Annotated in this window: 21 protein-coding genes and 1 tRNA gene; 13 read left to right on the top strand and 9 right to left on the bottom strand. The window is 58.8% G+C overall.

Translation table 11 applies throughout. The annotated features are described in order from the left end of the window. Positions 1 to 90 precede the first annotated feature (90 nt). The 6 genes from rpmI to AC13DJ_RS16715 all read left to right on the top strand — a co-directional run bounded on the left by rpmI (position 91) and on the right by AC13DJ_RS16715 (position 4920). On the top strand, positions 91 to 282 hold the full coding sequence (rpmI, locus tag AC13DJ_RS16740; RefSeq protein WP_007151842.1) for a 50S ribosomal protein L35: 192 nt from the start codon (positions 91 to 93) through the stop codon (positions 280 to 282). Positions 283 to 332: 50 nt separating this feature from the next. Further along, a complete protein-coding gene (gene rplT, locus AC13DJ_RS16735) occupies positions 333 to 686 on the top strand; it encodes a 50S ribosomal protein L20 (protein WP_022989373.1) in 354 nt (117 codons plus the stop codon). Positions 687 to 824: 138 nt separating this feature from the next. Next, on the top strand, positions 825 to 1823 hold the full coding sequence (pheS, locus tag AC13DJ_RS16730) for a phenylalanine--tRNA ligase subunit alpha (protein WP_482933836.1): 999 nt from the start codon (positions 825 to 827) through the stop codon (positions 1821 to 1823). Between the two features lie 72 nt (positions 1824 to 1895). Next, positions 1896 to 4268 (top strand): phenylalanine--tRNA ligase subunit beta, encoded by a 2373-nt coding sequence (gene pheT, locus AC13DJ_RS16725; protein WP_482933835.1) that lies wholly within the window; start codon positions 1896 to 1898, stop codon positions 4266 to 4268. A gap of 3 nt (positions 4269 to 4271) precedes the next feature. Beyond that, positions 4272 to 4574 carry an integration host factor subunit alpha gene (gene ihfA / locus AC13DJ_RS16720; protein WP_022989370.1) on the top strand — a complete coding sequence of 101 codons (303 nt, stop codon included), beginning with the start codon at positions 4272 to 4274 and terminating at the stop codon, positions 4572 to 4574. Further along, positions 4555 to 4920, top strand: a complete 366-nt coding sequence (locus AC13DJ_RS16715; protein WP_022989369.1) for a MerR family transcriptional regulator — start codon at positions 4555 to 4557, stop codon at positions 4918 to 4920. The genes ihfA and AC13DJ_RS16715 overlap by 20 nt, the downstream gene beginning before the upstream one ends. Before the next feature lie 174 nt (positions 4921 to 5094). Here the strand turns inward: AC13DJ_RS16715 and AC13DJ_RS16710 are convergent, their stop codons facing one another. Together AC13DJ_RS16710 and AC13DJ_RS16705 are read right to left on the bottom strand one after the other, a co-directional pair. Then, a complete protein-coding gene (locus AC13DJ_RS16710; protein WP_474543867.1) occupies positions 5095 to 6234 on the bottom strand; it encodes a glycerate kinase in 1140 nt (379 codons plus the stop codon). Between the two features lies 1 nt (position 6235). Then, positions 6236 to 6688: a winged helix-turn-helix transcriptional regulator gene (locus tag AC13DJ_RS16705; RefSeq protein ID WP_022989365.1), complete on the bottom strand. Its 453-nt coding sequence runs from the start codon at positions 6686 to 6688 to the stop codon at positions 6236 to 6238. A 201-nt stretch (positions 6689 to 6889) separates the two neighbouring features. Between AC13DJ_RS16705 and putA the strand changes: the two genes are divergently transcribed. From putA to AC13DJ_RS16685, 4 genes are all read left to right on the top strand, one after another. Then, on the top strand, positions 6890 to 10519 hold the full coding sequence (gene putA / locus AC13DJ_RS16700) for a bifunctional proline dehydrogenase/L-glutamate gamma-semialdehyde dehydrogenase PutA (protein ID WP_482933834.1): 3630 nt from the start codon (positions 6890 to 6892) through the stop codon (positions 10517 to 10519). 191 nt (positions 10520 to 10710) lie between these two features. Then, positions 10711 to 11907 (top strand): MFS transporter, encoded by a 1197-nt coding sequence (locus tag AC13DJ_RS16695; protein ID WP_482933833.1) that lies wholly within the window; start codon positions 10711 to 10713, stop codon positions 11905 to 11907. Between the two features lie 114 nt (positions 11908 to 12021). Beyond that, on the top strand, positions 12022 to 12585 hold the full coding sequence (locus AC13DJ_RS16690) for an NADPH-dependent FMN reductase (protein WP_339649924.1): 564 nt from the start codon (positions 12022 to 12024) through the stop codon (positions 12583 to 12585). Beyond that, the gene (locus AC13DJ_RS16685) at positions 12582 to 13385 is read left to right on the top strand and encodes a DODA-type extradiol aromatic ring-opening family dioxygenase (protein WP_482933832.1); all 804 of its coding nucleotides are present in this window, start codon (positions 12582 to 12584) and stop codon (positions 13383 to 13385) included. Before AC13DJ_RS16690 ends, AC13DJ_RS16685 begins: the two co-directional genes overlap by 4 nt. A gap of 77 nt (positions 13386 to 13462) precedes the next feature. On the opposite strand, the gene AC13DJ_RS16680 is transcribed toward AC13DJ_RS16685, so the two are convergent. Both AC13DJ_RS16680 and AC13DJ_RS16675 read right to left on the bottom strand, forming a co-directional pair. After that, a tRNA-Pro gene (locus AC13DJ_RS16680) sits at positions 13463 to 13539 on the bottom strand. Between the two features lie 111 nt (positions 13540 to 13650). Next, complete coding sequence (locus AC13DJ_RS16675) at positions 13651 to 15294, bottom strand: FMN-binding glutamate synthase family protein (protein WP_482933831.1); 1644 nt, start codon at positions 15292 to 15294, stop codon at positions 13651 to 13653. A 272-nt stretch (positions 15295 to 15566) separates the two neighbouring features. Here AC13DJ_RS16675 and AC13DJ_RS16670 point away from each other — a divergent pair, with 272 nt between their 5' ends. Continuing rightward, positions 15567 to 17159 (top strand): BCCT family transporter, encoded by a 1593-nt coding sequence (locus AC13DJ_RS16670; protein WP_482933830.1) that lies wholly within the window; start codon positions 15567 to 15569, stop codon positions 17157 to 17159. A 71-nt stretch (positions 17160 to 17230) separates the two neighbouring features. Here AC13DJ_RS16670 and AC13DJ_RS16665 read toward each other — a convergent pair whose 3' ends face one another. From AC13DJ_RS16665 to AC13DJ_RS16650, 4 genes are all read right to left on the bottom strand, one after another. Continuing rightward, a complete protein-coding gene (locus tag AC13DJ_RS16665) occupies positions 17231 to 18181 on the bottom strand; it encodes an alpha-L-glutamate ligase-like protein (RefSeq protein WP_474541083.1) in 951 nt (316 codons plus the stop codon). Position 18182: 1 nt separating this feature from the next. Beyond that, positions 18183 to 19700 carry an inactive transglutaminase family protein gene (locus tag AC13DJ_RS16660; RefSeq protein ID WP_482933829.1) on the bottom strand — a complete coding sequence of 506 codons (1518 nt, stop codon included), beginning with the start codon at positions 19698 to 19700 and terminating at the stop codon, positions 18183 to 18185. Further along, on the bottom strand, positions 19697 to 20500 hold the full coding sequence (locus AC13DJ_RS16655; protein WP_482933828.1) for an ATP-dependent zinc protease family protein: 804 nt from the start codon (positions 20498 to 20500) through the stop codon (positions 19697 to 19699). Before AC13DJ_RS16655 ends, AC13DJ_RS16660 begins: the two co-directional genes overlap by 4 nt. A 124-nt stretch (positions 20501 to 20624) precedes the next feature. Further along, complete coding sequence (locus AC13DJ_RS16650) at positions 20625 to 21011, bottom strand: hypothetical protein (protein ID WP_022989354.1); 387 nt, start codon at positions 21009 to 21011, stop codon at positions 20625 to 20627. A 248-nt stretch (positions 21012 to 21259) separates the two neighbouring features. On the opposite strand from AC13DJ_RS16650, the gene AC13DJ_RS16645 reads away from it, so the two are divergent. Continuing rightward, on the top strand, positions 21260 to 22657 hold the full coding sequence (locus tag AC13DJ_RS16645) for a DNA recombination protein RmuC (RefSeq protein ID WP_473802132.1): 1398 nt from the start codon (positions 21260 to 21262) through the stop codon (positions 22655 to 22657). A gap of 4 nt (positions 22658 to 22661) precedes the next feature. Then, positions 22662 to 23543, top strand: coding sequence for a tetratricopeptide repeat protein (locus AC13DJ_RS16640; RefSeq protein ID WP_473802112.1), 882 nt, complete (start codon positions 22662 to 22664; stop codon positions 23541 to 23543). Between the two features lie 7 nt (positions 23544 to 23550). Here the strand turns inward: AC13DJ_RS16640 and AC13DJ_RS16635 are convergent, their stop codons facing one another. Beyond that, entirely contained in the window at positions 23551 to 24570 is a 1020-nt protein-coding gene (locus AC13DJ_RS16635) for an AraC family transcriptional regulator (RefSeq protein WP_482933827.1), read from the bottom strand. Positions 24571 to 24632: the final 62 nt, after the last annotated feature.

Genomic DNA, 24632 nt, shown 5'->3' with positions numbered 1-24632 from the left:
ATCCTCTGACGGGTCCCCCGCATTGGCGGGGGATTTGTCGTTCAGGGACACAATTTGTTTTATTTAAAAATAGAATGCGGAGTTTTAAAAATGCCGAAGATGAAAACCAAGAGCGGAGCTACCAAGCGGTTCAAAAAGACCGCCACTGGCTTCAAGCACAAGCAGTCCTTCACCAGCCACATCCTGACCAAGAAGAGCCCGAAGCGTAAGCGTCAGCTGCGCGGCACCAAGCTCATCGCCAAGTCAGATGTTGCATCTATCAAGCGCATGACCGCGTGCTGATCCAGCCGCGCGAAACGTTCCTTAGAAAGTAAAGGTAGAAGGATTATAGTATGGCTCGTGTAAAGCGTGGCGTGGTAGCACGTCGTCGTCACAAGAAGATTCTCAAGCAGGCCAAGGGTTACTACGGCGCTCGTAGTCGTGTATTCCGCGTTGCCAAGCAGGCGGTTATCAAGGCTGGTCAGTACGCCTACCGTGACCGTCGCAACCGTAAGCGCGCGTTCCGTGCACTGTGGATTGCCCGTATCAACGCTGGCGCCCGTGCAAACGGTCTGTCTTACAGCCGTCTGATCGCTGGCTTGAAGAAAGCGAATGTTGAAATCGATCGTAAGGTTCTGGCTGACCTGGCCATGAACGAGCAGCAGGCGTTTGCCGCTGTTGTTGAGAAGGCCAAAGCGTCCCTGTGATCGCTTAAGCTCTTTCATCGATGACTGATCGATCCGGGTGCTTCATGTCATCGTGAATGCACCCTCTGATAGGGGAAGGGCACGCTCTTCCCCTATTTTTGTTTTAACCTACCCCATTTCTGGTTTGGAGCAGGGTCAATGGAAAACCTGGAGCAATTGGTTCAGGACGGGTTGAACGCCGTTGAAAAGGCAGACAACCTTCAGGCACTTGATCAAATTCGCGTGGAATACCTCGGCAAGAAGGGCGTGATCACCCAGCAGGCAAAGACCCTGGGCAAGCTCTCGGCAGAGGAACGCCCTGCGGCCGGTCAGAAGATCAACGAAGCCAAGGGGCAGGTTGAACAGGCCATCAATGCCCGCCGTGCGGATCTCGAGAAGGCGGCCATCGAAGCCAAGCTGGCCAGCGAATCCATTGATGTTACCCTGCCGGGCCGTGGCCAGGACCTGGGTGGCCTGCACCCGGTAACCCGCACTCTGCAGCGTATTGAAGAGATTTTTGCCCGCGCCGGTTACAGCGTGGAGCAAGGGCCCGAGATCGAAGACGATTACCATAACTTCGAGGCCCTGAATATTCCCGGGCACCACCCGGCCCGCGCCATGCACGATACCTTCTACTTCAATCCCGGTACCCTGCTGCGCACCCATACCTCTCCGGTCCAGATCCGTACCATGGAAGCCGGCAAGCCGCCGTTCCGTATGATCTGCCCGGGCCGCGTTTACCGCTGCGATTCCGACATGACCCACACTCCCATGTTCCACCAGGTGGAAGGGCTGCTGGTTGAGAAGAACGTCAGCTTTGCGGATCTGAAAAGCACGGTGGAAGAATTCCTGCGGGTGTTCTTCGAGCGTGACCTGAAAGTACGTTTTCGTCCGTCTTATTTCCCGTTCACCGAGCCATCCGCCGAGGTGGATATCGAGTGGGGCCGGGAAGCAGATGGCAGCATCAAGTGGCTGGAAGTCATGGGCTGCGGCATGGTGCACCCGAAAGTGTTCGAGCATTGCGGCATTGATGCCGAAGAATATCGTGGCTTTGCCTTTGGCCTGGGCGTAGAGCGCCTGGCCATGCTTCGCTACGGCGTGAAAGACCTGCGCATGTTCTTCGAAAACGACCTGCGTTTCCTGCGCCAGTTCCGGTAAGCCCCAGGGCAGAACGGCGTACGCAGAGCTCAGAATCAACCGCACAAATCGCATCAGGACAAGGCAAGAACGATGAAATTCAGTGAACAGTGGCTGCGCGAATGGGTTAACCCGAATCTGGGATCCCAGGAATTGATGGACCAGATCACTATGGCCGGGCTGGAAGTGGACGGCTTCGAACCGGTGGCTGGCGAATTCACCGGCGTGGTGGTTGGCGAGGTGATCTCCGCCGAACCCCATCCGGATGCTGACAAGCTGCGCGTGTGCCAGGTGAGCGATGGTACCAACACCGTGCAGGTCGTGTGTGGTGCGCCCAATGTGCGTGCCGGCCTGAAAGTGCCGTTCGCGGTTGTCGGCGCGGTGCTGCCTGGCAACTTCAAGATCAAGAAAGCCAAGCTGCGCGGCCAGCCTTCGGAAGGCATGCTCTGTTCCGAGTCCGAGCTTGCATTGTCCGAGAACCACGATGGCCTGATGGAGCTGCCTGCCGATGCCCCTGTCGGCCAGTCCGTGGCGGATTACCTCAAGCTGAACGACATCACCATTGATGTAGATCTCACCCCGAACCGCAGTGACTGCCTGTCCATCAAAGGCCTGGCTCGTGAAGTGGGTGTTCTGAACAGCCTGCTGGTGAACGCGCCGGCTATCGAGCCGGTTGAAGCCCTGCATTCAGAGGTTCCTGACATTCGTGTGGAAGCTCCCGCCGGCTGTCCCCGCTATCTGGGCCGAGTACTGCGCAACGTGAACCTGCAGGCGGAAACTCCGCTGTGGATGCAGGAAAAGCTGCGTCGCTCCGGTATCCGTTCCATTGACGCGGCGGTGGATGTCACCAACTACGTCATGCAGGAACTTGGCCAGCCCATGCACGCGTTCGATCGCGAAGAGATCCAGGGCGGCATTGTGGTGCGCATGGCAAAGCCCGCTGAAAAGCTGGTGTTGCTGGATGGCCAGGAAGTGGAACTGACCGAAGATACCCTGGTGATTGCCGATCACGAGAAGCCGGTGGCCATTGCCGGTGTGATGGGTGGCGAGCACTCTGGTGTGAGCGCCAAGACCCGGGACCTGGTGCTGGAGTCTGCCTATTTTGACCCGATCACCCTGGCAGGTAAGGCGCGCGAGTATGGCCTGCATACCGATGCTTCCCACCGCTTCGAACGTGGCGTCGACTACGAGTTGGCCCGGGATGCCATGGAGCGGGCTACCCGACTGTTGATGGACATTGTCGGCGGTGAGCCTGGCGAGATTGTTGAAGTATACAGCCAGAAGCATTTGCCAAAGGCACGTGAGATTGACCTGCGTGAGCAGCGCCTGGCGGATGTCCTTGGCCTGGCGATTGATCGCACCACCGTTGAAGAAATCCTCACTCGCCTGGGCCTGCGAATTGAAAAGCTGCTGAAAGACGGCTGGCGCATCAGTGTGCCCAGCTTCCGCCCGGATATTTCCATCGAGGAAGACCTGATCGAGGAAGTGGGCCGGATTTATGGTTACAACAACCTGCCGGTTACCGAGCCGACCGGTTCCCTGGGTCTTCGTGCACGGGAAGAAGCGGTTCGCCCGCTGTCTGCTATCCGCAATTTCTTTGTGGCGCAGGGTTACCAGGAAGCAGTCACCTACAGCTTCGTAGACCCGAAGGTTCAGCAGCTGCTGGACCCCGAGCGTGAGGGCATCGCCCTGGCGAACCCGATTTCCGCCGATCTTTCAGTCATGCGTACCACCCTGTGGAGCGGCCTGCTGAAGACAGTTGCCCATAACCAGAACCGTCAGCAGCCACGGGTTCGCCTGTTCGAGACTGGCCTGCGCTTTGAGCAGAATGGCGATGCCATCGATCAGCAGCCGATGCTGGCTGGTGTCGTGGTAGGTGACCAGGTACCGGAAAACTGGGTAAACGGTCGCAGAACTGCCGACTTCTTTGATGTAAAAGGGGAGTTGGAGAGCCTGTTCAAAGTGCTGGGTATCGAGATTCAGTTCCTCGCCAGCCAGCACCCGGCTCTGCACCCGGGCCAGACCGCCGAATTGCTGCGCGACGGCGAGCATGTGGGCTGGTTGGGTACATTGCACCCGCAAGTGCAGAAAAATCTTGAACTTAATGGCACGATCCTGATGTTTGAGCTATTCTTGAATTCGATCGTTACCGGATATGTGCCTAATTTCAAAGATATTTCGAAATTCCCGGAAGTTCGTCGGGATTTGGCTATTATTATCGGGAGCGATGTGGCGTTTGCTCAGGTTGAAGAAGTCGCCCGCAAGCATGCCGGCGAGCACCTGACAGCGATGCGTGTGTTTGATGTCTACGAAGGCGAAAGCCTGGGCGAAGGCAACCGCAGCCTGGCGGTCAGCCTGTTCTGGCAGCATCCGGAGCGCACGCTCAACGAAGACGAAGTGCATTCGCTCTTCAACGGGGTCATCGACGCCCTGAAGGAAGAGTTGGGGGCAACACTGAGGAGTTGACAGATGGCGGCTTTGACGAAAGCGGACATGGCGGAACGTTTGTACGAGGAATTGGGTCTTAACAAACGGGAAGCCAAGGAAATGGTAGAAGCTTTCTTCGATGAGATCAGGGGTGCACTCAGCCATAATGAACAGGTGAAGTTGTCGGGATTCGGCAACTTCGACCTCAGGGACAAGAAGCAGCGGCCGGGACGGAACCCGAAAACGGGTGAGGAAATCCCTATCAGTGCCAGGCGTGTCGTGACTTTCCGGCCAGGCCAGAAACTCAAGCAAAAAGTAGAAACGTATGCTGGAACCGAGTCATAACAACGAACTCCCCGCCATTCCGGGGAAGCGCTACTTCACCATTGGTGAAGTAGCCGATCTGTGTGCGGTGAAGGCCCATGTACTGCGGTACTGGGAGCAGGAATTCCCGCAGCTGTCGCCGGTGAAACGCCGGGGCAACCGCCGCTACTATCAGCGTGCAGATGTTATCACCATTCGCCAGATTCGCAGCCTGCTTTACGATCAGGGCTACACCATTGGCGGTGCCAAGCAAAAGCTCAGCAGCAGTGAGGTGAAAGACGATACCTCCCAGTACAAGCAGCTGATCCGCCAGATGATTACCGAACTGGAAGAAGTACTGGATGTGCTGAATTCGCCGGCGTCCTGAGGCGAATATCCCGCAGTAAGGTACTGTAACGAAAAGGCCGTGGCATTTTGCCCCGGCCTTTTTGCGTTAAGGCTGAGCCAGGGCTTACTTGTTCTTGCAGGTTTTGATGCCGAAGATAGGGGCCAGGTTGGCCTGGCCCGCGGCAAGATTGAGCTGATAGGTCTGAAGAAGCGGTCAGCGACGGCCTGACAGGCCATGAAGCAGTCGGGCCAGTTGCTCGGCGGATTGCTCCAGGTTGGCCTCAGCTTGCTGGTAGGCTTGTTGGAGGTCCATTGGGGCAGGTGTGATCGAGAACGCAGCGGTCAGGCCGAGCTGGTGTAGCTCCCCCAGTTCCGCGCCCAGCTTGCCGGCCAGGCCGATCACCGGAACGCCGTATTTGCTGGCAAGGCCGGCTACGCCGGCCGGTGTTTTGCCGTAGGCGCTCTGGGCGTCGATGGCCCCTTCGGCCGTGATCACCAGGTCTGCACCTTTCACATGGCTTTCCAGTTCGACGGTTTCCATCACCAGCTCGATGCCCGGGCGCAACTGTGCGCCAAGTATTCCGGCCACCATACCGCCAATACCTCCGGCCGCACCGCTGCCCGGAAAACTCGCGATATCAAAGCCCTGCTGTTGCACCAGCGCGGCAAAGTGCCCCAGATTGGCATCCAGCTGCACAACCTGTTGGGCATTGGCGCCTTTCTGGGGCCCGAAAACGGCGGCAGCGCCGTTAGGGCCCAGCAGGGGATTATTCACATCGCATGCGACGACCAGACGCACTCCGGACAGGCGGTCAATAGCCGGCATGAGATCTACACTGGCCAGTTGCTCCAGGCCGGTTCCGCCGGCAGGAATGTCCTGGCCCCGGGCGTCCAGCAGCCGGGCGCCCAGTGCCTGAAGAATTCCCGCACCGCCGTCGGTGGTGGCGCTGCCACCCAGCCCCATGATCAGGGTTTTGGGCCGGTGAGCCAGTGCGGCAAGCAGCAGCTCTCCGGTGCCCCGGCTGGAGGCGGCCATGGCATCCCTGGCGTTGGCGGGCACACAATGCAGGCCGCTACCTTCAGCCACCTCCACAATCGCCGTCTCGCCATCATTCACCAGCCCGTAGCGGGCAGTTACCGGCTGTCCGAGCGGGCCGGTGACCGTCACCTCATGCAGTTCACCCTTACGCGCCTCGGTGAGTGCAACGGTAGTACCCTCACCGCCATCGGCCAGTGGTACTTCAGTAATCTGGTCCTCCGGCGCCGCCTGGCGCCAGCCGCGGGCGATGGCACTGGCTACCTGCTCGGCAGCCAGGCATTCCTTGAATGAGTCCGGGGCGATGACGATGCGCATGTTATAACCCCCGATCCTTTACATTCTCCATCACCGCAAACGAGCTGGTCTGCAGTACATGGGGCAGGCTGGAAATCTGTTCGCCCAGTACCTGGCGGTATTCGGCCATGTTCTTTGTTCTTACTTTCAGGAGGTAGTCGAAGTTGGCGGCCATCATGTGACATTGCTCCACCGCCGAGATCTGTTTGACTGCAGTGTTGAACGCCGCGAGGGCTTTGCTGGACGTGTCGTTGAGGGTTACCTGGGCGAAGGCGACGTGGGACTGGCCCAGCTTGGTCTGGTTCACCATGGCGCTGTAGCCGGTGATATAGCCCTGGTCTTCCAGCCGGCGCATGCGCACCTGGCAAGGGGTTTTCGACAAACCCACCCGCGAGGCCAGCTCGGTGACGGTGATCCGCCCGTTTTTCTGGAGTTCCCGGATGATGGAAAGGTCGATCCTGTCGAGATCTGACATGGCTGCTATCCTTGAAGGAGGTGGCTGGCTTTCATTGGTTTGGTGAATATGGCTGATTTTAGTAAATTTGTGGGCGAAACGGTAATTTTTATCGTATCAGAAAAGGAAAATATTTCGGTGTTTCGCGCTGTATTAGGTAAATAGCATATTCCCCGTTGGCTACAATGCGGTCAGTAATCAAAATAATCAGGAGGTACATCCATGAGTCTGCAGCAATCCGTGTCCCCCGGGCTTCAGGACATTCGCCAGGCCATCCGCAACAACTACCTGGCGGATGAGTATGAAGTGATTCACCGGCTGATTGAGCAGGCTCAGCTTTCCGAGGAAACCCGCAAGGCGATTTCCGCCCGGGCAGCCGACCTGGTGCGTGATGTGCGCGAAAGCGCCAGGCCTACCATCATGGAAAAGTTCCTGGCGGAATACGGCCTGACCACCAAAGAAGGCGTGGCCCTGATGTGCCTGGCCGAGGCCCTCTTGCGGGTGCCGGATAACCTCACTATCCAGGATCTGATCGAAGACAAGATCACTTCTGGTAACTGGGGCGCCCACGTGGGTAAAGCCAAGTCCGGCCTGATCAACTCGGCCACGCTGGCCCTTCTGATGACCAGCAACCTGCTGAAAGACTCCGAGCGCCAGAGCGTGGGTGACACCCTGCGCAAGATGGTGAAGCGCCTGGGTGAACCGGTGGTGCGTACCGCCGCTGGCCAGGCCATGAAAGAAATGGGCCGGCAGTTTGTGTTGGGCCGTACCATTGAAGAAGCCCAGGATCGCGGCAAATCCCAGGAAGAGCAGGGCTACACCTATTCCTATGACATGCTGGGCGAAGCGGCCCGTACCGATGCCGATGCCGAGCGTTACTTCAAGGCCTATTCGGATGCCATCGACAGCATCAGCAAGCGTTGCGAAGGCGATGTGCGCACTAATCCCGGCATTTCCGTAAAACTGTCTGCCTTGCTGGCCCGTTACGAATACGGCCAGAAGGAACGGGTGATGACCGAACTGGTCCCCCGCGCCCTGACACTCGCCAAAAAAGCCGCCGCGGCCAATATGGGCTTCAACATCGATGCCGAAGAGCAGGACCGACTGGACCTGTCTCTGGACGTGATTGAAGCTATCCTCTCAGACGAAGAACTCAAAGGTTGGGACGGCTTTGGCGTGGTGGTCCAGGCCTTCGCCAAGCGGGCTTCCCAGACCCTGGACTGGCTGTATGCCCTGTCTGAAAAACTCGACCGCCGTATCATGGTGCGACTGGTAAAAGGCGCCTACTGGGATGCCGAGATCAAGCGGGCCCAGGTGATGGGGCTGGACGGCTTCCCGGTGTTTACCCGCAAGGCCTGCAGTGACGTGTCTTACCTGGCCTGCGCTCGCCAGTTGCTGGGCATGACTGATCGGATTTACCCGCAGTTTGCTACCCACAACGCCCACTCGGTGTCTGCGGTATTGGAACTGGCGAAAGACCTGGGCCGGGACAAGTTTGAGTTCCAGCGCCTGCACGGTATGGGTGAATCGCTGCACGACCAGGTACTGGAAGACAGCAAGGTGCCGTGCCGTATCTACGCTCCGGTTGGTGCCCACAAAGACCTGCTGGCGTACCTGGTGCGCCGCCTGCTGGAAAACGGGGCCAACAGCTCCTTTGTAAACCAGATTGTCGACACCAGCATTACGCCGGAAGAGATCGCCAAAGACCCGATCGACGTGGTGATGCAGCTGGGCCATGACATTTCCAGCAAGGCCATTGTGCCGCCGGCGAAGATCTTCGGTGACCAGCGTCGTAATTCCAAGGGCTGGGACATTACTGATCCGGTGACGGTGGCGGAGATTGACGCCGGCCGTAACCAGTACAAAACCCATCAGTGGCAGGGCGGCCCGGTGCTGGCGGTGGAATCCACCAGTGATGAAGTGGTGGAAGTGCGTAACCCGGCCGATCCGGATGACCTGGTGGGCCATATTACCTACACCTCCGAAGCCGACATCCATGCGGCCATGGACGCCGCCCGGGACGGCTTCAGCCAGTGGTCGGCAGTGCCGGCGGAGCAACGGGCCGAGATGATCCGCAAAGTCGGTGACCTGTACGAAGAGAATGTGCACGAGCTGTTTGCGCTGACCACCCGTGAAGCCGGTAAATCCCTGCTCGATGCGGTGGCGGAAATTCGCGAAGCCGTCGACTTTGCCATGTACTACGCCAACGAAGGCATCCGCTACAAGGACGATGGCCAGGCTCGGGGTGTGATGTGCTGTATCTCGCCATGGAACTTCCCGCTGGCGATTTTCACCGGCCAGATCCTGGCGAACCTTGCCGCCGGTAACGCGGTGCTGGCCAAGCCGGCGGAACAGACCTCGCTGCTGGCCGTTCGTGCGGTGGAACTGATGCACCAGGCGGGTATTCCGAAAGCCGCCGTGCAGTTGCTGCCGGGCACCGGTGCAACCGTGGGCTCAGCGCTGACCTCAGACGCTCGGGTAACCGGCGTGTGCTTCACCGGCTCTACCGCCACGGCACAGCGCATCAACAAGGCCATGGCAGAAAACATGGCGCCGGATGCCCCGCTGGTGGCAGAAACCGGTGGCCTGAATGCCATGATTGTGGATTCCACGGCGCTGCCCGAGCAGGTGGTGCGGGATGTACTGGCTTCGTCATTCCAGAGTGCCGGCCAGCGCTGTTCCGCCCTGCGTATGCTCTACGTGCAGGAAGACATCGCCGAGAACCTGCTGGAAATGCTCTACGGTGCTATGGAAGAGTTGGGCGTTGGCGACCCGTGGCTGCTGTCTACGGACGTGGGTCCGGTGATCGACGAGAATGCCCGCAAGAAAATTGCCGATCATTGCGATAAATTTGAGCAGCAGGGCAAGTTGCTGAAGAAAATGTCGGTGCCGGAGAAGGGCCGGTTTGTGTCGCCTGCAGTGCTCAAGGTTAGCGGCATCGAGGAAATGGAAGAGGAAATCTTCGGCCCGGTGCTGCATGTGGCCACCTTCGCCGCGAAGGATATCGACAAGGTGATCGATGCTGTGAACGCCAAGGGCTACGGCCTGACGTTTGGTATCCATAGCCGTGTTGATCGCCGCATTGAGCACATTTCCAGTCGTATCAAGGTGGGCAACACCTACGTTAACCGTAACCAGATCGGCGCCATCGTGGGCTCCCAGCCGTTCGGCGGCGAAGGCCTGTCCGGTACCGGCCCGAAAGCCGGTGGCCCACAGTATGTGCGCCGGTTCATCAAAGGCGAGGTGGTTGAAAAGGCGGCCCCTGCCGATGCCAAATCGGTTACGGCCAGCAAGGTGCAGAAGCTGATCGACCAGCTGGCGAAGGTAGATGCTCCGGTCGCAGAAGTCCGGCAGCAGGCGCTCAAGCCGTACTTTGGCGACCTGCCCGCACCGCTGGATGTAGGCTACGAGGAAATGCCTGGGCCGACTGGCGAGCAGAACCATCTGTCCTGCCATGCCCGTGGTGTTGTGCTTTGTCTTGGGCCGGATGCGGAATCTGCGATAGAGCAGGCGGGCACTGCATTGTCCCAGGGCAACAAGGTGGTCGTGATCGCACCGGGTGTTGAAAAGCTGCTGGCCGACGCCATCAAAGCCGGCCTGCCGGTGGCCGCCGCAGGCGGCCTGCTGGAGCCCGACGCGCTGCTTCAGCTCAACGGTTATGAAGCGGTTACCAGCGTGGCTGAAAAGCCGCTGCTGAAGCAGTACCGCCAGGCCCTGGCCAAGCGCGATGGTGCCTTGCTGCCGATCATCACGGAGCACAAGCTGGACCAGCGCTACGTGATCGAACGCCACCTGTGCATCGACACCACCGCCGCCGGCGGCAACGCCAGCCTGATCGCCTCAGCCGAATAAGCGGGCGTCAACCCCGGGGTCAGACCCGGGGTCTGACCCCGGGGTTGAAAGGCCTGAGATGACAGGCTTGATCATTAAGGTCAGCTTCCGAAAGGGGCTGGCCTTTCTTTTACGGGCGTGGATTTCACCCCGCTTGCCGGCCGCGTTAAGATAGTCGCCTAACCATCCGCCAGGCCCTGCAGGACGATTCCTTGCCTTCATCTATAAGCCCCGACGCTGCCCGAAACTTTTTTGCAGTCTGCCTCTCGCTCACCTTCTGCTTTGTGGTTTATTCCATGCTGATTGTGGCGGTGCCGGTTTACGGCTTGCAGTTGGGCGCTTCGCCGCTGGTACTGGGTGCGGTGCTCAGTACCCAGTATCTGTTGCCGTTGTTGCTGGCGATTCCCCTCGGGGGCGTGGTTACCCGTTACGGTGGCCGTGCCACATTGATCGCCGGCGGAGTGTTGATGGTAGCGGGGCTGTTGTCCATGCACTTCTGGTATGGCTATGGCGGCCTTGTGCTGGGCCAGTTGCTGGTGGGGCTGGCGCACCTGCAGATGGTGCTGTCCGCCCAGACTATTATTTCCAACCTGGGCACCGGGCCCACGCTGGAGAAGTATTTCGGCTGGTATTCCACCTGGCTGTCTGGCGGGCAGGTGGTGGGCCCCTTGCTGGCCGGGGCACTGCTGGCAAGCGAAACCGGCCGGGGGAATGTCTTTCTGGTGATGGCGCTGTTTGCGGTGCTGGCAGCCCTGTCTGGATTACTACTCACCGGCCAGGCCCGGGAGCGGATGGCGATCACCCGAAAACAGGCGGGCTTCCGGGCCCAGTGGGCGTTAATGAAGGCTAACCGGGGCGTCCAGCTGTCGGTGCTGGTTACTGTGCTCGGGATGTTTGCCCTGGGGGTGTATGGCAGCTACCTGCCGGTTTACCTGGAAAGCCTGGCCATGACGCCGGTGGTGATTGGTGTGCTGGTCAGCCTGCGGGCCGGTGTGTCAATGCTGATTCGGCCTTTTATGGCGCGCATGATTGCCTTGGCTGGCGGGCGCGAGAATACGGTGTTGCTGTCTCTGGGAACCCTCGCCGCAGGCATTGGCCTGCTGGGCCTGTTCGAACACATGGTTTTACTGGGACTGCTGGCGGTGCTGGTGGGTATTGGGTCCGGCCTCACCCAGCCACTCTCGATGGTTATCCTGGCCGAAAGCGTGGAGCGGGAAAAGCGCTCCGGTGCACTCGGGATGCGCCTGATGGCCAATCGCACCATTCACTTCCTGGCGCCGCTGATGTTCGGCGCCTTGCTGGAGTTGGGTGGGTTTGTGTTGGCTTTCGGGCTGTCCGGCGCACTGATCGCGGTTGCCCTGGTGCAAATGCGCAAATTGTTCGACACGGGGTCAGACCCCGCCCTTTGATGCCTTGATCAGACAAACTGAATAAGCTTTGCTGATTTCTCCGTTTTCATTCCGCGCTTGTTGTTTCTATAGTCATTAGTCAAACGGGATACCCTTAAAAAAGGATTGAATGATATGTCTCTGAAGCTCCAAACCATTATTTGTAGTACCCGTCCGGGCCGTAAGGGGCCCTCTGTTGCTGAATGGTTTAGTAACCATGCCAATGAACAGGGAAGCTTTGAAAGCGAGCTGGTGGACCTGGCGGATTTCAATCTCCCCGTCTTCGACGAGCCCAACCACCCGCGCATGCAGAAATATGAGCATGCCCACACCAAGGCGTGGTCTGAAAGCGTGGCCAGTGCCGACGCCTATGTATTTGTCATTCCGGAGTACAACTACTGCCCACCCCCTTCATTCGTGAATGCACTGAACTATCTCTACAACGAGTGGAACTACAAGCCGTGCGGCTTTGTAAGCTACGGTGGCGTGTCTGGTGGTTTGCGCTCCGCCCAGAACGCCAAGCAGCTGGTAACCACCCTGAAGATGATGCCGATGGTGGAAGGCGTGATGGTGCAGATGCCATGGGAGCACATGGACGATGCCGGTAAGTTTCAGCCCGCGCAGCCCCATTCCGAGTCCGCAACGGTCATGCTCGAAGAAATGGCCAAGTGGGCGCAGGCCCTGAAGGCGATGCGGTGAGCAGGGTGAACCTGTTTTACCTGTCCCACGGCGGCGGCCCCATGCCGCTGCTGGGGGATCCCGGGCATCGTCAGATGATAGAAAGCCTGCAAGCTGCTGCGAAGCGGTTGCCCAGACCGTCTGCCATTCTGGTGGTGAGTGCCCATTGGGAGGAAGGGGTGCCCACGCTCACCTCCGGTGCTAATCCGCCACTGATTTACGACTACTACGGGTTCCCGGAGGAGTCTTACAGTATTGAATACCCCTGCCCGGGGGAGCCGGTGTTGGCGGATAAGGTGCGGGCAGCCCTGAAACAGGCAGGCATAGACTCGAAGCTGGATGGCGAGCGTGGCTTTGACCACGGCCTGTTCGTGCCCCTGAAACTGATGTACCCGGATGCCGATATTCCCTGCGTGCAGCTGTCGCTGGTGAACTCCCTGGATGCCGGGGCGCACCTGGCGATTGGTCAGGCCTTGGCTGATCTGGACTACGACAATCTGCTGGTAATCGGCTCAGGGTTCTCATTCCATAACATGCGGGCGTTCTTTGATCGCTCCGATACCGAAGCGGATACGAAAAACGCGCAGTTTCAGGACTGGCTGGCGGAGACGTGTGCCGGTGCCGACCTGACTGAAGCCGAGCGTACCGAACGTCTGGCCCGTTGGGACGAAGCGCCCTTTGCGCGCTACTGTCATCCGAGGGAGGAGCACTTGTTGCCTCTGCACGTGTGCTACGGCATGGCCGGGCGAGCTTCAGATGACATGGAACCGGTAACGGTGCTGGGGAAGGATTCCCGGATGTTCTACTGGTTTGCGAGCTGAATACTCTGTCCTGAAATCCGAGAACCAGAAACAACAAAGCCCGGACCTTTCGGCCCGGGCTTTGTTGTAGGGAATTCTGGTCGGGACGGTAGGATTTGAACCTACGACCCCCTGCACCCCATGCAGGTGCGCTACCAAGCTGCGCTACGCCCCGTACACTGCTGTCCACCAAGAAAAGAGGTTTATCTCAGTGGCTTAGCGGGAGCGAAGTCTACACCAGCCCACGGTAAAAATAAACAGGGGGCTGGCGATTTTCTTCGCGGAATTACCGGAGCTTGGTTTCCCGCAGTTTCAGGATGAATTCCGGCGGCTCGAAGGTGTCGGGCCGGGCATCGTCCCAGTATTTGTCGAAAACGGTCAGCCCGGTTTTGCCTTCCAGCAGGGCGCCGGGTTCCAGGAAGGGGAAGAGATCCAGGTAGCTGTGTACCTCGGTTTTGGAAACCCTGCGAACAATATGTTCCGGCCCCAGTTCAGACGGGTGCTTCAGGCCGGAGGCTTCCAGCAGGTTCTGCAGGGCATCCAGGGTGTTCTTGTGGAAGTTGTACACCCGCTCGCTCTTCAGGGGGACATCCAGTTTGTTGCCCCGGCGGGGGTCCTGTGTCGCAACGCCGGAAGGGCAGCGGCCGGTGTGGCAATTCAGGGCCTGGATACAACCCAGGGCAAACATATAACCGCGGGCAGCGTTACACCAGTCGGCGCCCAGGGCCAGGGTGCGGGCAATGTTGAACGCAGACGTGATCTTGCCGGCGGCACCAATGGCGATATCTTCCCGCAGGTTGGCGCCAACCAGAGTGTTATGAACCAGCAGAAGGGCTTCGGTCAGCGGCATGCCCAGCCGGTTGATGAATTCCAGCGGTGCGGCACCGGTACCACCTTCACCACCATCCACCACAATAAAATCCGGTTTCTTGCCGGTTGCCAGCATGGCTTTGACGATGGCAAACCATTCCCATGGATGGCCGATCGCGAGCTTGAAGCCCACCGGTTTGCCGCCGGAGAGTTCCCGCAATTGGTCCAGGAATTCCAACAGCTCAACCGGGTTGGAAAAGGCGGAATGGCTGGCCGGTGATATGCAGTCTTCCCCCATTTGAACGCCACGGGCTTCGGCGATTTCCCGGGTGACTTTTTCGCCGGGCAAAATACCTCCGTGTCCGGGTTTTGCCCCCTGAGATAGTTTGACCTCTATCATTTTCACCTGTTCCAGCGTGGCATTCTGCCGGAACATGTCCGGGTTGAAACTGCCGTCCGGATTGCGGCAGCCAAAGTAGCCTGAACCGATCTCCCAGACCAGGTCACCACCGGGTTCCCGGTGGTAGCGGGATATCGAGCCTTCGCCGGTGTCGTGGTAGAAGCCGCCTTTGCGGGCTCCGGCGTTCAGGCTGAGGATGGCATTGGCGGACAGGGAGCCAAAACTCATGGCGGAAATGTTGAACACACTGGCGCTATAGGGTTTCGCGCAGTTTCTGCCAATCACAATGCGGAAGTCGCTGTTATCCAGCCGCGTCGGGGTGAGGGAGTGGTTCATCCACTCGAAGCCTTCCTCGTACATGCTTAGCTGGGAGCCGAAAGGGCGCTTGTCGAGAACCTGCTTGGCGCGCTGGTAAACGATGGTGCGCTGTTCCCGGGAGAAGGGGCGCTCCTCGGTGTCGGACTGGATAAAGTACTGGCGGATTTCTGGCCCCACAGATTCGAACAGGTAGCGGAAGTTCGCCATGATCGGATAATTGCGGCTCACCGTATGACTGCGCTGCAGTAAGTCCCAGGTGCCCAGGGCGGTCAGCGCCGCGAAGATCACCGGTATGAGATACCAGCCGCCAAGCCACAGGGTAACGGGCAGGGAGATGACCAGCCCGGCAATGCTGATGGCGTAGGCGGAATAACGAACTGGGAAGGTGGTGGTTTTCGCCATAGTGACCTCTGGGGGGACGAGCGGATGTGTGAAGCCTGCGGCTACAAAACCTATCTTACGGAAACCTTGCCGGGTTGGAACCGCTGATTGTGAAAGTTTTCAGGCACTTCCTGAACGTTTGTCTATGCTTATGGTTAGTGGCGTGATCGTTTTGCTGCTTTGATATTTTGAGTTCAAAGTAATAAGATGACGCGCTCGTAACGTTTGAATATCCATTCACGCGTCTGAATCCGGAACTGTCAAAAATCACACCAGAATCAGGAGGCTCCAACGTGGGCGAGGTAGTGAAAGACGAGTATCAGACGGACTACGTCGCAGGCCAGGATAATATCAGTCCGTTTGGTCTGGACCTGCATAACTGGGTGTTCCCGGTAACAGCAGTCATTGTAGTTCTGTTTGTTATAGCCACTCTGCTGTTTCCGGCTATGGCCAAGGAAACGCTCGATGGTGCAAAGTGGGGAATTATTGCCAGTTTTGACTGGTTTTTCCTGCTCAGTGCCAACATCTTCGTGATTGTCAGCCTGGCGCTGATCTTCATGCCGGTGGGCAAAATCCGCCTGGGTGGCCAGGAGGCCAAGCCGGAATTTACCACTATGTCCTGGTTTGCCATGCTGTTCGCGGCGGGTATGGGTATCGGCCTGATGTTCTGGGCCGTCGCCGAGCCGGTTGCCTACTACACGGGCTGGTACGAAACGCCGTTCAATGTCGAGGCGAACACGCCCGCAGCCCGCGACCTGGCGATGGGTTCAACCATCTACCACTGGGGCCTTCACCCCTGGGCAATCTACGCCATTGTGGCTTTGTCCCTGGCGTTCTTCGCCTTTAACAAGAACATGCCACTGACCATCCGCTCGGCGTTCTTCCCGCTGCTGAAAGACCGCGTATGGGGTTGGCCCGGGCACATCATTGATGTGCTGGCGGTTGTTGCGACTATCTTCGGCCTGGCAACCTCCCTTGGCTTCGGTGCCCAGCAGGCAGCCTCCGGCCTGGATTACCTGTTCGGCCTGGGTTCCGGAACCAACGTGCAGATGGCGATCATTGTGGGTGTTACCGCAGTGGCCCTGGTCTCGGTTCTGCGCGGCCTGGACGGCGGTGTGAAGGTGCTGAGTAACATCAACATGATAACGGCTGGCGTACTGCTGTTCTTCATCCTGTTCGCCGGCCCCACCATGACCATCCTGGAAACGATCTGGGTAACGTCCTCCAGCTATGTGACCAATGTGGTGCCCCTGAGCAACCCGTTCGGCCGTGAAGATTCCGCCTGGATGCAGGGCTGGACTGTGTTCTACTGGGCCTGGTGGATTTCCTGGTCACCGTTCGTAGGTATGTTTATTGCCCGTGTGTCCAAGGGCCGTACCGTACGCGAGTTTGTGACTGCTGTGCTGATTATCCCCACCGTGATCACTACCGTGTGGATGAGCGGCTTTGGTGGCACCGCGCTGGAGCAGATCCAGCAAGGCGTTGGCGTACTGGCAGAGAACGGGCTGACTGAAGTGTCCCTGGCCACCTTCCAGATGTTTGAAGGCCTGCCGCTGACCGGCATTATCTCCTTCGTCGGGATTATCCTGGTGCTGGTGTTCTTCGTAACCTCATCGGATTCCGGTTCGCTGGTTATCGACAGCATCACTGCTGGCGGTAAAACCGATGCACCCACTGCACAGCGCGTGTTCTGGGTGGTTATGGAAGGTGCCATTGCCGCGGCGCTGATCTTTGGCGGCGGTGATGATGCCCTTGGCGCCATTCAGGCCGTGGCCATCAGTGCGGGCTTGCCGTTTACGGTGATCCTGCTGATCATGACCTGGGGCTTGCTCAAGGGCCTCACCCATGAGCGGAAACTGCTGCTTCAGCGGGGCGAATTGCTCTGATCAGCTGAAGTAACGGAATAAAAAACCGGGGCTGTGAAAGGCCCCGGTTTTTTTATGGCTGAAGAAAACGTTCAAAGTTTGCCGAACGTCTCCATGGCATAGTGCACCCGTTCCCTCGGGCTGAAGTGGGGCCGCTTCAGGGCTTCGATATTCTTCAGGCGGGGCAGCAGGCCGCAGCCATTTGCCATCTGGATAGCCAGCCCGGGCCGGGCATTAAGCTCCAGCAGGAGCGGGCCCTGATGGGCATCTACTACCAGGTCTACACCCATGTAGCCGAGGTCCGTCGCTTCATAGCAGCGGGCGGCCATTTCCAGCATGTTTTCCCAGTCGTCAATGCGGATGTTTTCCAGGGCCAGGCCGGTATCCGGGTGCAGGATAATCGGGCGGTTGAATTGCACGGCATTCAGGCTCTGGCCTTTACCGATGTCCAGGCCGACGCCGACCGCACCCTGGTGCAGGTTGGCCTTGCCGTCAGAGGCCTTGGTGGCCAGCCGGAGCATGGCCATTACCGGGTAGCCCTGGAAGATGATGATGCGGATATCCGGCACGCCCTGATAGGAATATTTCGCCAGGGCAGGGGAGGATTGCACCAGGTCTTCGACAATGGCCACATCCGGCGTGCCGGCCAGCGAGTAAAGGCCGGCCAGGATGTTGGTCAGGTGCCGCTCCAGCATGGCCACGCTGATGCGGGCACCGGAGGCTTTTACGAAATCGTCGCCATCGCGCCCGGTGATCACGGTAATGCCTTTGCCTCCGGAACCCTTGGCCGGTTTGATGGCAAAGCCGTCCAGGTCTTCGGCCATTTCCCGGAAGTGGGAAATTTCATGCTGCTGGCGCACAACCTGGAGAAGCTTCGGGGTTTTTACCCCGTATTCGCTCACTGCCAGCTTGGTTTTCAGCTTGTTGTCGACCAGCGGGTAAGACGAGCGCTCGTTGTACCGGGCAATGTAATCCACATTGCGCCGGTTCATGTTCAGCATGCCAAGCCGGGTGAGCCTGCGCGGAGATATCCAGCCGCCCATATCAGTCGTAGGCCTTCATGGGGGTGAATCGGCGCAGTTCGCTGAGCTTGTAGCCGGTGTACTGGCCCATCAGCAGGATCAGCCCCAGAATCACCAGGTGCAATTCCGGGAAGTTGAACGTGAGATGGCCGGCCAGCGGCAGGCTCATGACCAAATAGGCGCAAATCGCCACAAACAGGCTGCCGGAGCCCTGCACCAGAACTTCCCGGGCACCTTCCTCCTCCCAGAGAATGGACATGCGTTCGATGGTCCAGGCAATGATCACCATGGGGAAGAAGGTTACCGTCATGCCGGTGTTGAAGCCCATCTGGTAGCCGATAATGCTCAGGCCGGCGGTAATAAAGATCACCAGGATGATCAGTGCGGATATCCGAGAGACCAGCAAAAGGTTCAGGCTCGACAGATAGCCCCGCAGCACCAGGCCGATGGCCACCACAGACAGGAAGGCTATCAGGCCGGGCACCAGGGTGGTCTGCACAAAGGCCACCGCAATCAGCACCGGCATGAAGGTGCCGGAGGTGCGGATACCGATGACAATCCGCATGAACGCGACAATCAGTGCGCCCAACGGCAACAACAGCAGCATGCGGAACATGCTTTGTTCTTCGATGGGCAGCTGGTAAAAACCGAGCACACCCAGCCCGTTCTGGTTGGCCTCCAGCGTGGCCAGTTGTAGTGCCGGCACGGTTTGCCGCAACATGGAGAAGCTCACCTGGGAGTTGTCGCCACCAAGAACATCCAGCAGGGATTCCGAGCCCTGGCGCCACAGCAGCAAACTTTCCGGTACGCCTTGCTCGCCGGTGCGGGGGTCAAAGGTCAGCCAGCGTTCACCGTTGTATATTTGCAGGAAGGGCACCAGCTGCTGGCGCCGGCGGGCATCTTCCAGCTTTAGCGCATCGGCGGTGCGGGCGGCAATGCCCGCGTGGTTGAGCATGCGCACCATCAGCTGCAGGTAATTGTCTTCAGAGACCAGCAGGGTGGTGTTCTGGGTGCGGGTGTCTGGCTGCATCAGGCGGATCAGTTCCCGGGTCATGCTTTCCGGGCTGCTGGAGCGTTCCATGGCCTGGTCCAGCAGTTCACGAACCGCGGTGGCCTGGGGTTCTTCCCAGAATACCGCCTGGGGCCGGGGCGTGCGCACCGGCGTTTGCTCGGTAACATCTTCATCCGGAACGAACTGGGCCTTGAAATACAAGGTCTGGGGGCCAGATACTTCACGCTTGGTCCATTCCGCCCGCCGGCTTCTGGGGGATTCGAGGATGGAGAAGCCGTAGCCGGGAGAGGCCGCCTGTTCGGTCAGAATACGAAAGCCGGGCGGCTGCTCCGGAATGTGCAGGCTGACCTCGGCGGCTTCACCCAGGGCGTCGAAATCCACTCGGGCTTCAATCATCCATACCGGGCGCTGTTCACCGGTCATCCAGGGAATGCCGAGTTCCAGGTGGCGCCAGGTGGCAATAGAAATCCCCGCCGCAATCAGCAGGAAGACAAACACATAGAACGGAGCTCGTGAGCGGGCGGTCATTCATTGCCTCCGCTTTCAGCATTTTCGCGGTAGGAGGCCGGCAGTTCCGTGGCGTATTCCTTGCCAACGTCAATCAGCATGACATCCCTCAGTATGTTGCGGCCGATCAGCACTTCGTGGGTCAGGTTGGTGCGATCTGCCAGGGTGAACTCCGCCACTTGCTGGTGGTCGCCGATGGCAAACTGCAGTTCGACCACAACGCGGCGTTCGGCTTCATCGGCGGCCGACTGGATGATGCGTACCCGGCGAGAGATTTCCCGTTCCAGGGTAATCCACTGTTCGTAGTCGGTGCCCGGCACCGGCACGTCAAAGCGTACCCAGTTGCTGCCATCCCGTTCGAAGCGTTTGATGTTTTGGGCGTGGATAGAGGAGGTTTCGGCGCCGCTGTCGATGCGGGCGGTGTAAATCAGCCCCGGGTCCGCCAGATAGAATTTTTCCACCTCGCCCACAACCACCTTGCCCTTCAACCGGTCTGCGCGGCCGGTGTCTTTGGGGATGGGAGGGCATGCTTTTTCTTTAACCGGCGGGCACACAGGTTTTTCAACCTGGGTGGCGATGGCATCGAGGATGGTCTGGGTAGACTGGCGGTTATCGGTAAGCAGCTGGTTGTGCCGAACGTTGGCGTTTTCTTCCATGGTAACGAGCGTAGCGCGCTGGGTTTTTACCGTGGCGCGAACGTCTTCAAGCCCATCCTTGGGAACCATAAGATAGCGGTCTGTGGAGCAGCCCGCCAAGGCTACAGCGAGCCCGGTAATGGCCAGAAAGGTAAGTGTACGGGCTTTCGGAAACCTGTAACCCATGAATATCCCCTGAAACGGCTGCCCGCCGGTGGTCATAGAGCGGTAGCGCTGGATGTGTTGTCGGTCAGGCGGGGAAGTATACTACAAGCATCTGTGTGTTGACTTTACAGATGGTTAAGGCGCATTAGCCGGCAAAAAACGGACCCTGACCGAGCGGGGTTTCCGCCCTCAGGTATTCCTGGATCACCGGCGAACAGTTGAGGTAGAACAGCAGCAATTCCCGCTGGATATCCTGGTCCTGGGTGCGTGCTGCAAAGCTGATCACCTGCTTGAGCGACTGGTCGCTGGCGGCGGTGTCGTCCGGCACAACAAAGCTTTTGCCGTAGCGCGCACGCAGCAGCGTGGTCAGGCGCTCCAGGTGGAACTCCCCGGTGTGGGTAATGTGAGGCAATAGCCGTACACCGTGAGATACGCCTGCACCGCCGGGATACAAGCCGTCGCTGCGCTGGCCATCGGCGCCATCGCTGTGCAGAAATTCTGCTCCCAGTTTTCTCCAGAGTTCCTTCAACATGCTCCTGTCCTTGCCAGTGAGCGCAACACGAGAAAGGTTTTGATTAACCGTTAATCCGTTTTAGATGAATTTACGGCGGGCGTCCAGCAACAGATCAATACAATTCCTTTAATTGCCAAACAGTCGATACCCGATTTGCGTGGTGGTTCCGCCACCGTAACAAGCTTGTGGCAATCAGGTACACTGTCGGGTTTGATGGTTCCCGTATCAAGGAGTTCAATCTTGTGACAGACGTACTCATCCGGGCAATGGCTGATCGCCCCGAGTGGATGGCGGGCTGGTTTCTGGGGCTGATTGCGGCCTGCGTTGTTCTGCTGGTGCTGACGCTGTGGGCGCTGTTCAGGCTAAAAGCCGGGCAGCAGCATGCTGGCGCCCTTCACAGCCAGCAGGTTCAGCACCTGGAGCAGTCGCTGACAGAGCAGAGAACGCGGTCGGCAAAGCTGGAAGCGGCGATTGAAGGCTGGCGTAACCAGGTAACCGAACTGAAAGCCGATCTGCGGGAGCAGCAGGTAACCCTGGATAAGGAACGCCGCAATGCCAATGAAAAGCTGGAACTGCTGGAACGCAACCGGGATGCCCTGAAACAGGAATTCGAGAACCTGGCCAACCGCATTTTCGACCAGAAGAGCGAGCGCTTCAGCCAGCAGTCCAGAACCAGCCTGGATTCCTTGCTCAACCCGTTCCGCGACCAGTTACAGGACTTCCGCAAACGGGTGGAGGACGTTTACACCACCGAAACCCGCGACCGCCAGGCCCTGCGCAGCGAGATCAAATCCCTGCAGGAGCTGAACCGGCAGATTACCGAAGAAGCCGCCAACCTGACCCGGGCCCTGAAAGGGGACAAGAAAGTGCAGGGCAACTGGGGTGAGCTGATTCTGGAGCGGGTGCTGGAGCGCTCGGGCCTGCGCAAGGGCGTGGAGTATGAAACCCAGGGCAGCTACCGGGATGACGACAACCAGCTGCTGCGCCCGGATGTGATTGTGCACCTGCCAGACCAGCGCAACCTGGTGATCGACTCCAAGGTTTCGCTGGTGGCTTATCAGCAATGGGTGGTGGCAGAGGCGGACAGCGCCCGTGAAGAGGCCCTTAAACAGCACGTAGAAGCCGTGCGCAACCACATCCGAACCCTGAGCGAGAAAGACTACAGCCAGCTGAATGGCCTGCATTCACCGGACTTTGTATTTTTGTTCATGCCCATTGAGCCGGCTTTTGTGGCAGCATTCCAGCAGGACGAGAACTTGTTCGCGGAAGCCTTCGAGCGAAAGATTATTGTGGTGACACCCACCACCTTGCTGGCCACCCTGCGGACAATCGAGAACATCTGGCGGTACGAACGGCAAAGTCAGAATGCCCGGCGCATTGCCGACAGGGCCAGCGCGGTGTACGACAAACTGCGGGTGTTTGTGGAAGCTATGGAGCGTTTGGGCAGCCAGCTGCACACCGCGCAGGGCACCTACGACAACGCCATGAATACCCTGACCCGTGGCCGCGGTAACTTGATTTCCCAGGCCAACCGGTTTGTGGAACTGGGCGTGCGGGTTAAAAAAGAGTTGCCCAAAAGTATTACGGAACAGGCTGAGGTAGATGCGGACGACCCTTACGAGCCCGATGAGCCTGAAGACAGCACAGAGAAGACTCAGGAGTAGCAGAATGTTGGTATCGAACAAGCGGCAAACGCTGGCAAAGCGTTCATGGCTGGCCGGCCTGGTGCTGTCTTCCGCGCTGGCGGCCTTTTCCGGACAGGCGTTTGCCCTGGAGCCCGAGCATGAAATCCGCCGGCTGATGCTGGCCACCGAAGCGGCCGTGCAGGCTGACAACTGGGCCGAGGCCGGCGAGTTCCTGAACCGCCTGCAGGCGATGGAAGGTGAGAAACCGGCGGAGTACCACTATTATCGCGGCCGCGCAATGCTCAAGGCCAATCACCTGAATGAAGCCCGGGCGGCACTGGAAACCTACGTAAGTCAGGCGGGCGCAGAAGGCCAGCATTATCAGGAATCCCTGAAGCTGATTACCGATATCGAGAAGGTAAACCGGGATAACGTACGCGCTCTGGCTGAAGGCGCTGCGCAGGTAGCAGAGCCGGTTGCCGTGATCGAACCGGCCGGACAGGAAAGCCTGAAAACCCTGCGCCAGCTGTACCTGGCCAGAACGGACCGGGAAGCGCTGGTTATTCACCTGAATGCGGTGCTGGATACCGCAGGCTGGCGAAGGGACAAAACCGTGGTGCGGCTGGACCGGCCTGCCGACATTCAGTACCAGGTGACGATTGATAACAGCAACGTGAATGTCCAGGAGATTCGCCGGGAGCTGGATAACAGCTTTGTGCGTAAAACCGGCGTGTTGCCTGTGTTCGGTGTAAACCCTCAGCTGCGCTGGGATTGCGAGCCCGCTGTCGCCGCCTGCTGGGTATACGACCCGAGGGACGGCTCCCGCCTGTTCCAGATGGCCCAGAACCAGGACAAAGCCCGGGAGGCGGCCCAGACCCTGGGTAGGCTAATTCGTAACCTGCAACAGGGCCGTTCTGGCTCCTGAGCGGGCATTATTGCACCAGGTCGCCCCGTTCGCCTTCCCGCCAGGCGCCCGGGGTAACCCCGGTCCACTTCTTGAAGGCCCGGTGGAAGGTGGAGGGCTCGGTAAAACCCACTCTCTCGGCAATATCGTTAATCGGCAACTCCTGATGGCTCAGGTAGTAGATGGCCATATCCCGCCGCAGTAAATCCTTGATCTCCTGAAACGACGTGTTTTCCTGCTTCAGCCTTCGGCGCAGGGTTTGCGGGCTGGTGTGCAACTCCTGGGCAATCCAGTCGAAATCCGGCATGGGCCTGGAAAAATCCCGGCCAATCAGGCCCCGGATGCGGCCGGTCCAGGTGTTGCTTTCATCCGGCCGGGATAGCAGGTCCGCAGGGGAAGTTTTCAGAAATTGCCGCATCTCCGGCTTGTCCCGGATCACCGGGGCAGACAAAAAGCGCTTGCTGAAGGTGAGGGCGGTGCAATCAGAGTCAAAGCTCAGCGGGCAGTGGAAGATATGGCGGTACTCATCGCCATGCTCCGGCCGCGGGTAGTTGAACTCGGCTTTCTCCAGTTCCACCGGCTGGCCGATCAGCCAGCTGCCTAAGCGGTGCCAGATCACCAGAATGCTTTCCCGAAGGTAGTAGTCCGGATCGTGTATTTCACCTTCGATTCGCGTCACCAGCCGGGCGCTGTCTTCGCCCACTTCCAGCTCCATGGCCACCATGGGTTCGAACAGGCGGGAGAACTGGAATGCCCGCTGATACACCTCTTCCAGGGTTTGGCAATCGATCACCAGCGCACACATGGTGGCAAAGGTGCCTGAGCGGGCCCGGCGTGAACCCAGCCCCATAAACTCATCGCCGGTGCGGCTCCAGATTACCTGCATCAGGGTGCTGAACTGATCACTACTGACCCGCGCTTTCTCGATACGCAACAAATCCGGCGAGATACCGGCTTCCTGCAACAACTCGTGCACATCCAGCCCCAGCCTTTGTGCGCCGGACAGGGATGCTTCAACAAAGTGTTTGGAAACCGTGAGGGTAGACATAACCTGGGCCAAAATTAAAAACGTGTTTCATCATAAGTGGCCGGCGCCACAATGCAACCACA

It is taken from the genome of Marinobacter sp. L-46 (assembly GCF_056859535.1).
This window is presented reverse-complemented; position numbering and strand designations above follow the sequence as displayed.

Bases quoted from the DNA above. Each gene is read 5' to 3' on its own strand.
- rpmI (WP_007151842.1), top strand. From the start codon at position 91: ATGCCGAAGATGAAAACCAAGAGCGGAGCTACCAAGCGGTTCAAAAAG.
- rplT (WP_022989373.1), top strand. From the start codon at position 333: ATGGCTCGTGTAAAGCGTGGCGTGGTAGCACGTCGTCGTCACAAGAAG.
- pheS (WP_482933836.1), top strand. From the start codon at position 825: ATGGAAAACCTGGAGCAATTGGTTCAGGACGGGTTGAACGCCGTTGAA.
- pheT (WP_482933835.1), top strand. From the start codon at position 1,896: ATGAAATTCAGTGAACAGTGGCTGCGCGAATGGGTTAACCCGAATCTG.
- ihfA (WP_022989370.1), top strand. From the start codon at position 4,272: ATGGCGGCTTTGACGAAAGCGGACATGGCGGAACGTTTGTACGAGGAA.
- AC13DJ_RS16715 (WP_022989369.1), top strand. From the start codon at position 4,555: ATGCTGGAACCGAGTCATAACAACGAACTCCCCGCCATTCCGGGGAAG.
- AC13DJ_RS16710 (WP_474543867.1), bottom strand. From the start codon at position 6,234: ATGCGCATCGTCATCGCCCCGGACTCATTCAAGGAATGCCTGGCTGCC.
- AC13DJ_RS16705 (WP_022989365.1), bottom strand. From the start codon at position 6,688: ATGTCAGATCTCGACAGGATCGACCTTTCCATCATCCGGGAACTCCAG.
- putA (WP_482933834.1), top strand. From the start codon at position 6,890: ATGAGTCTGCAGCAATCCGTGTCCCCCGGGCTTCAGGACATTCGCCAG.
- AC13DJ_RS16690 (WP_339649924.1), top strand. From the start codon at position 12,022: ATGTCTCTGAAGCTCCAAACCATTATTTGTAGTACCCGTCCGGGCCGT.
- AC13DJ_RS16675 (WP_482933831.1), bottom strand. From the start codon at position 15,294: ATGGCGAAAACCACCACCTTCCCAGTTCGTTATTCCGCCTACGCCATC.
- AC13DJ_RS16665 (WP_474541083.1), bottom strand. From the start codon at position 18,181: ATGGGCGGCTGGATATCTCCGCGCAGGCTCACCCGGCTTGGCATGCTG.
- AC13DJ_RS16660 (WP_482933829.1), bottom strand. From the start codon at position 19,700: ATGACCGCCCGCTCACGAGCTCCGTTCTATGTGTTTGTCTTCCTGCTG.
- AC13DJ_RS16655 (WP_482933828.1), bottom strand. From the start codon at position 20,500: ATGGGTTACAGGTTTCCGAAAGCCCGTACACTTACCTTTCTGGCCATT.
- AC13DJ_RS16650 (WP_022989354.1), bottom strand. From the start codon at position 21,011: ATGTTGAAGGAACTCTGGAGAAAACTGGGAGCAGAATTTCTGCACAGC.
- AC13DJ_RS16645 (WP_473802132.1), top strand. From the start codon at position 21,260: ATGGCTGATCGCCCCGAGTGGATGGCGGGCTGGTTTCTGGGGCTGATT.
- AC13DJ_RS16640 (WP_473802112.1), top strand. From the start codon at position 22,662: ATGTTGGTATCGAACAAGCGGCAAACGCTGGCAAAGCGTTCATGGCTG.
- AC13DJ_RS16635 (WP_482933827.1), bottom strand. From the start codon at position 24,570: ATGTCTACCCTCACGGTTTCCAAACACTTTGTTGAAGCATCCCTGTCC.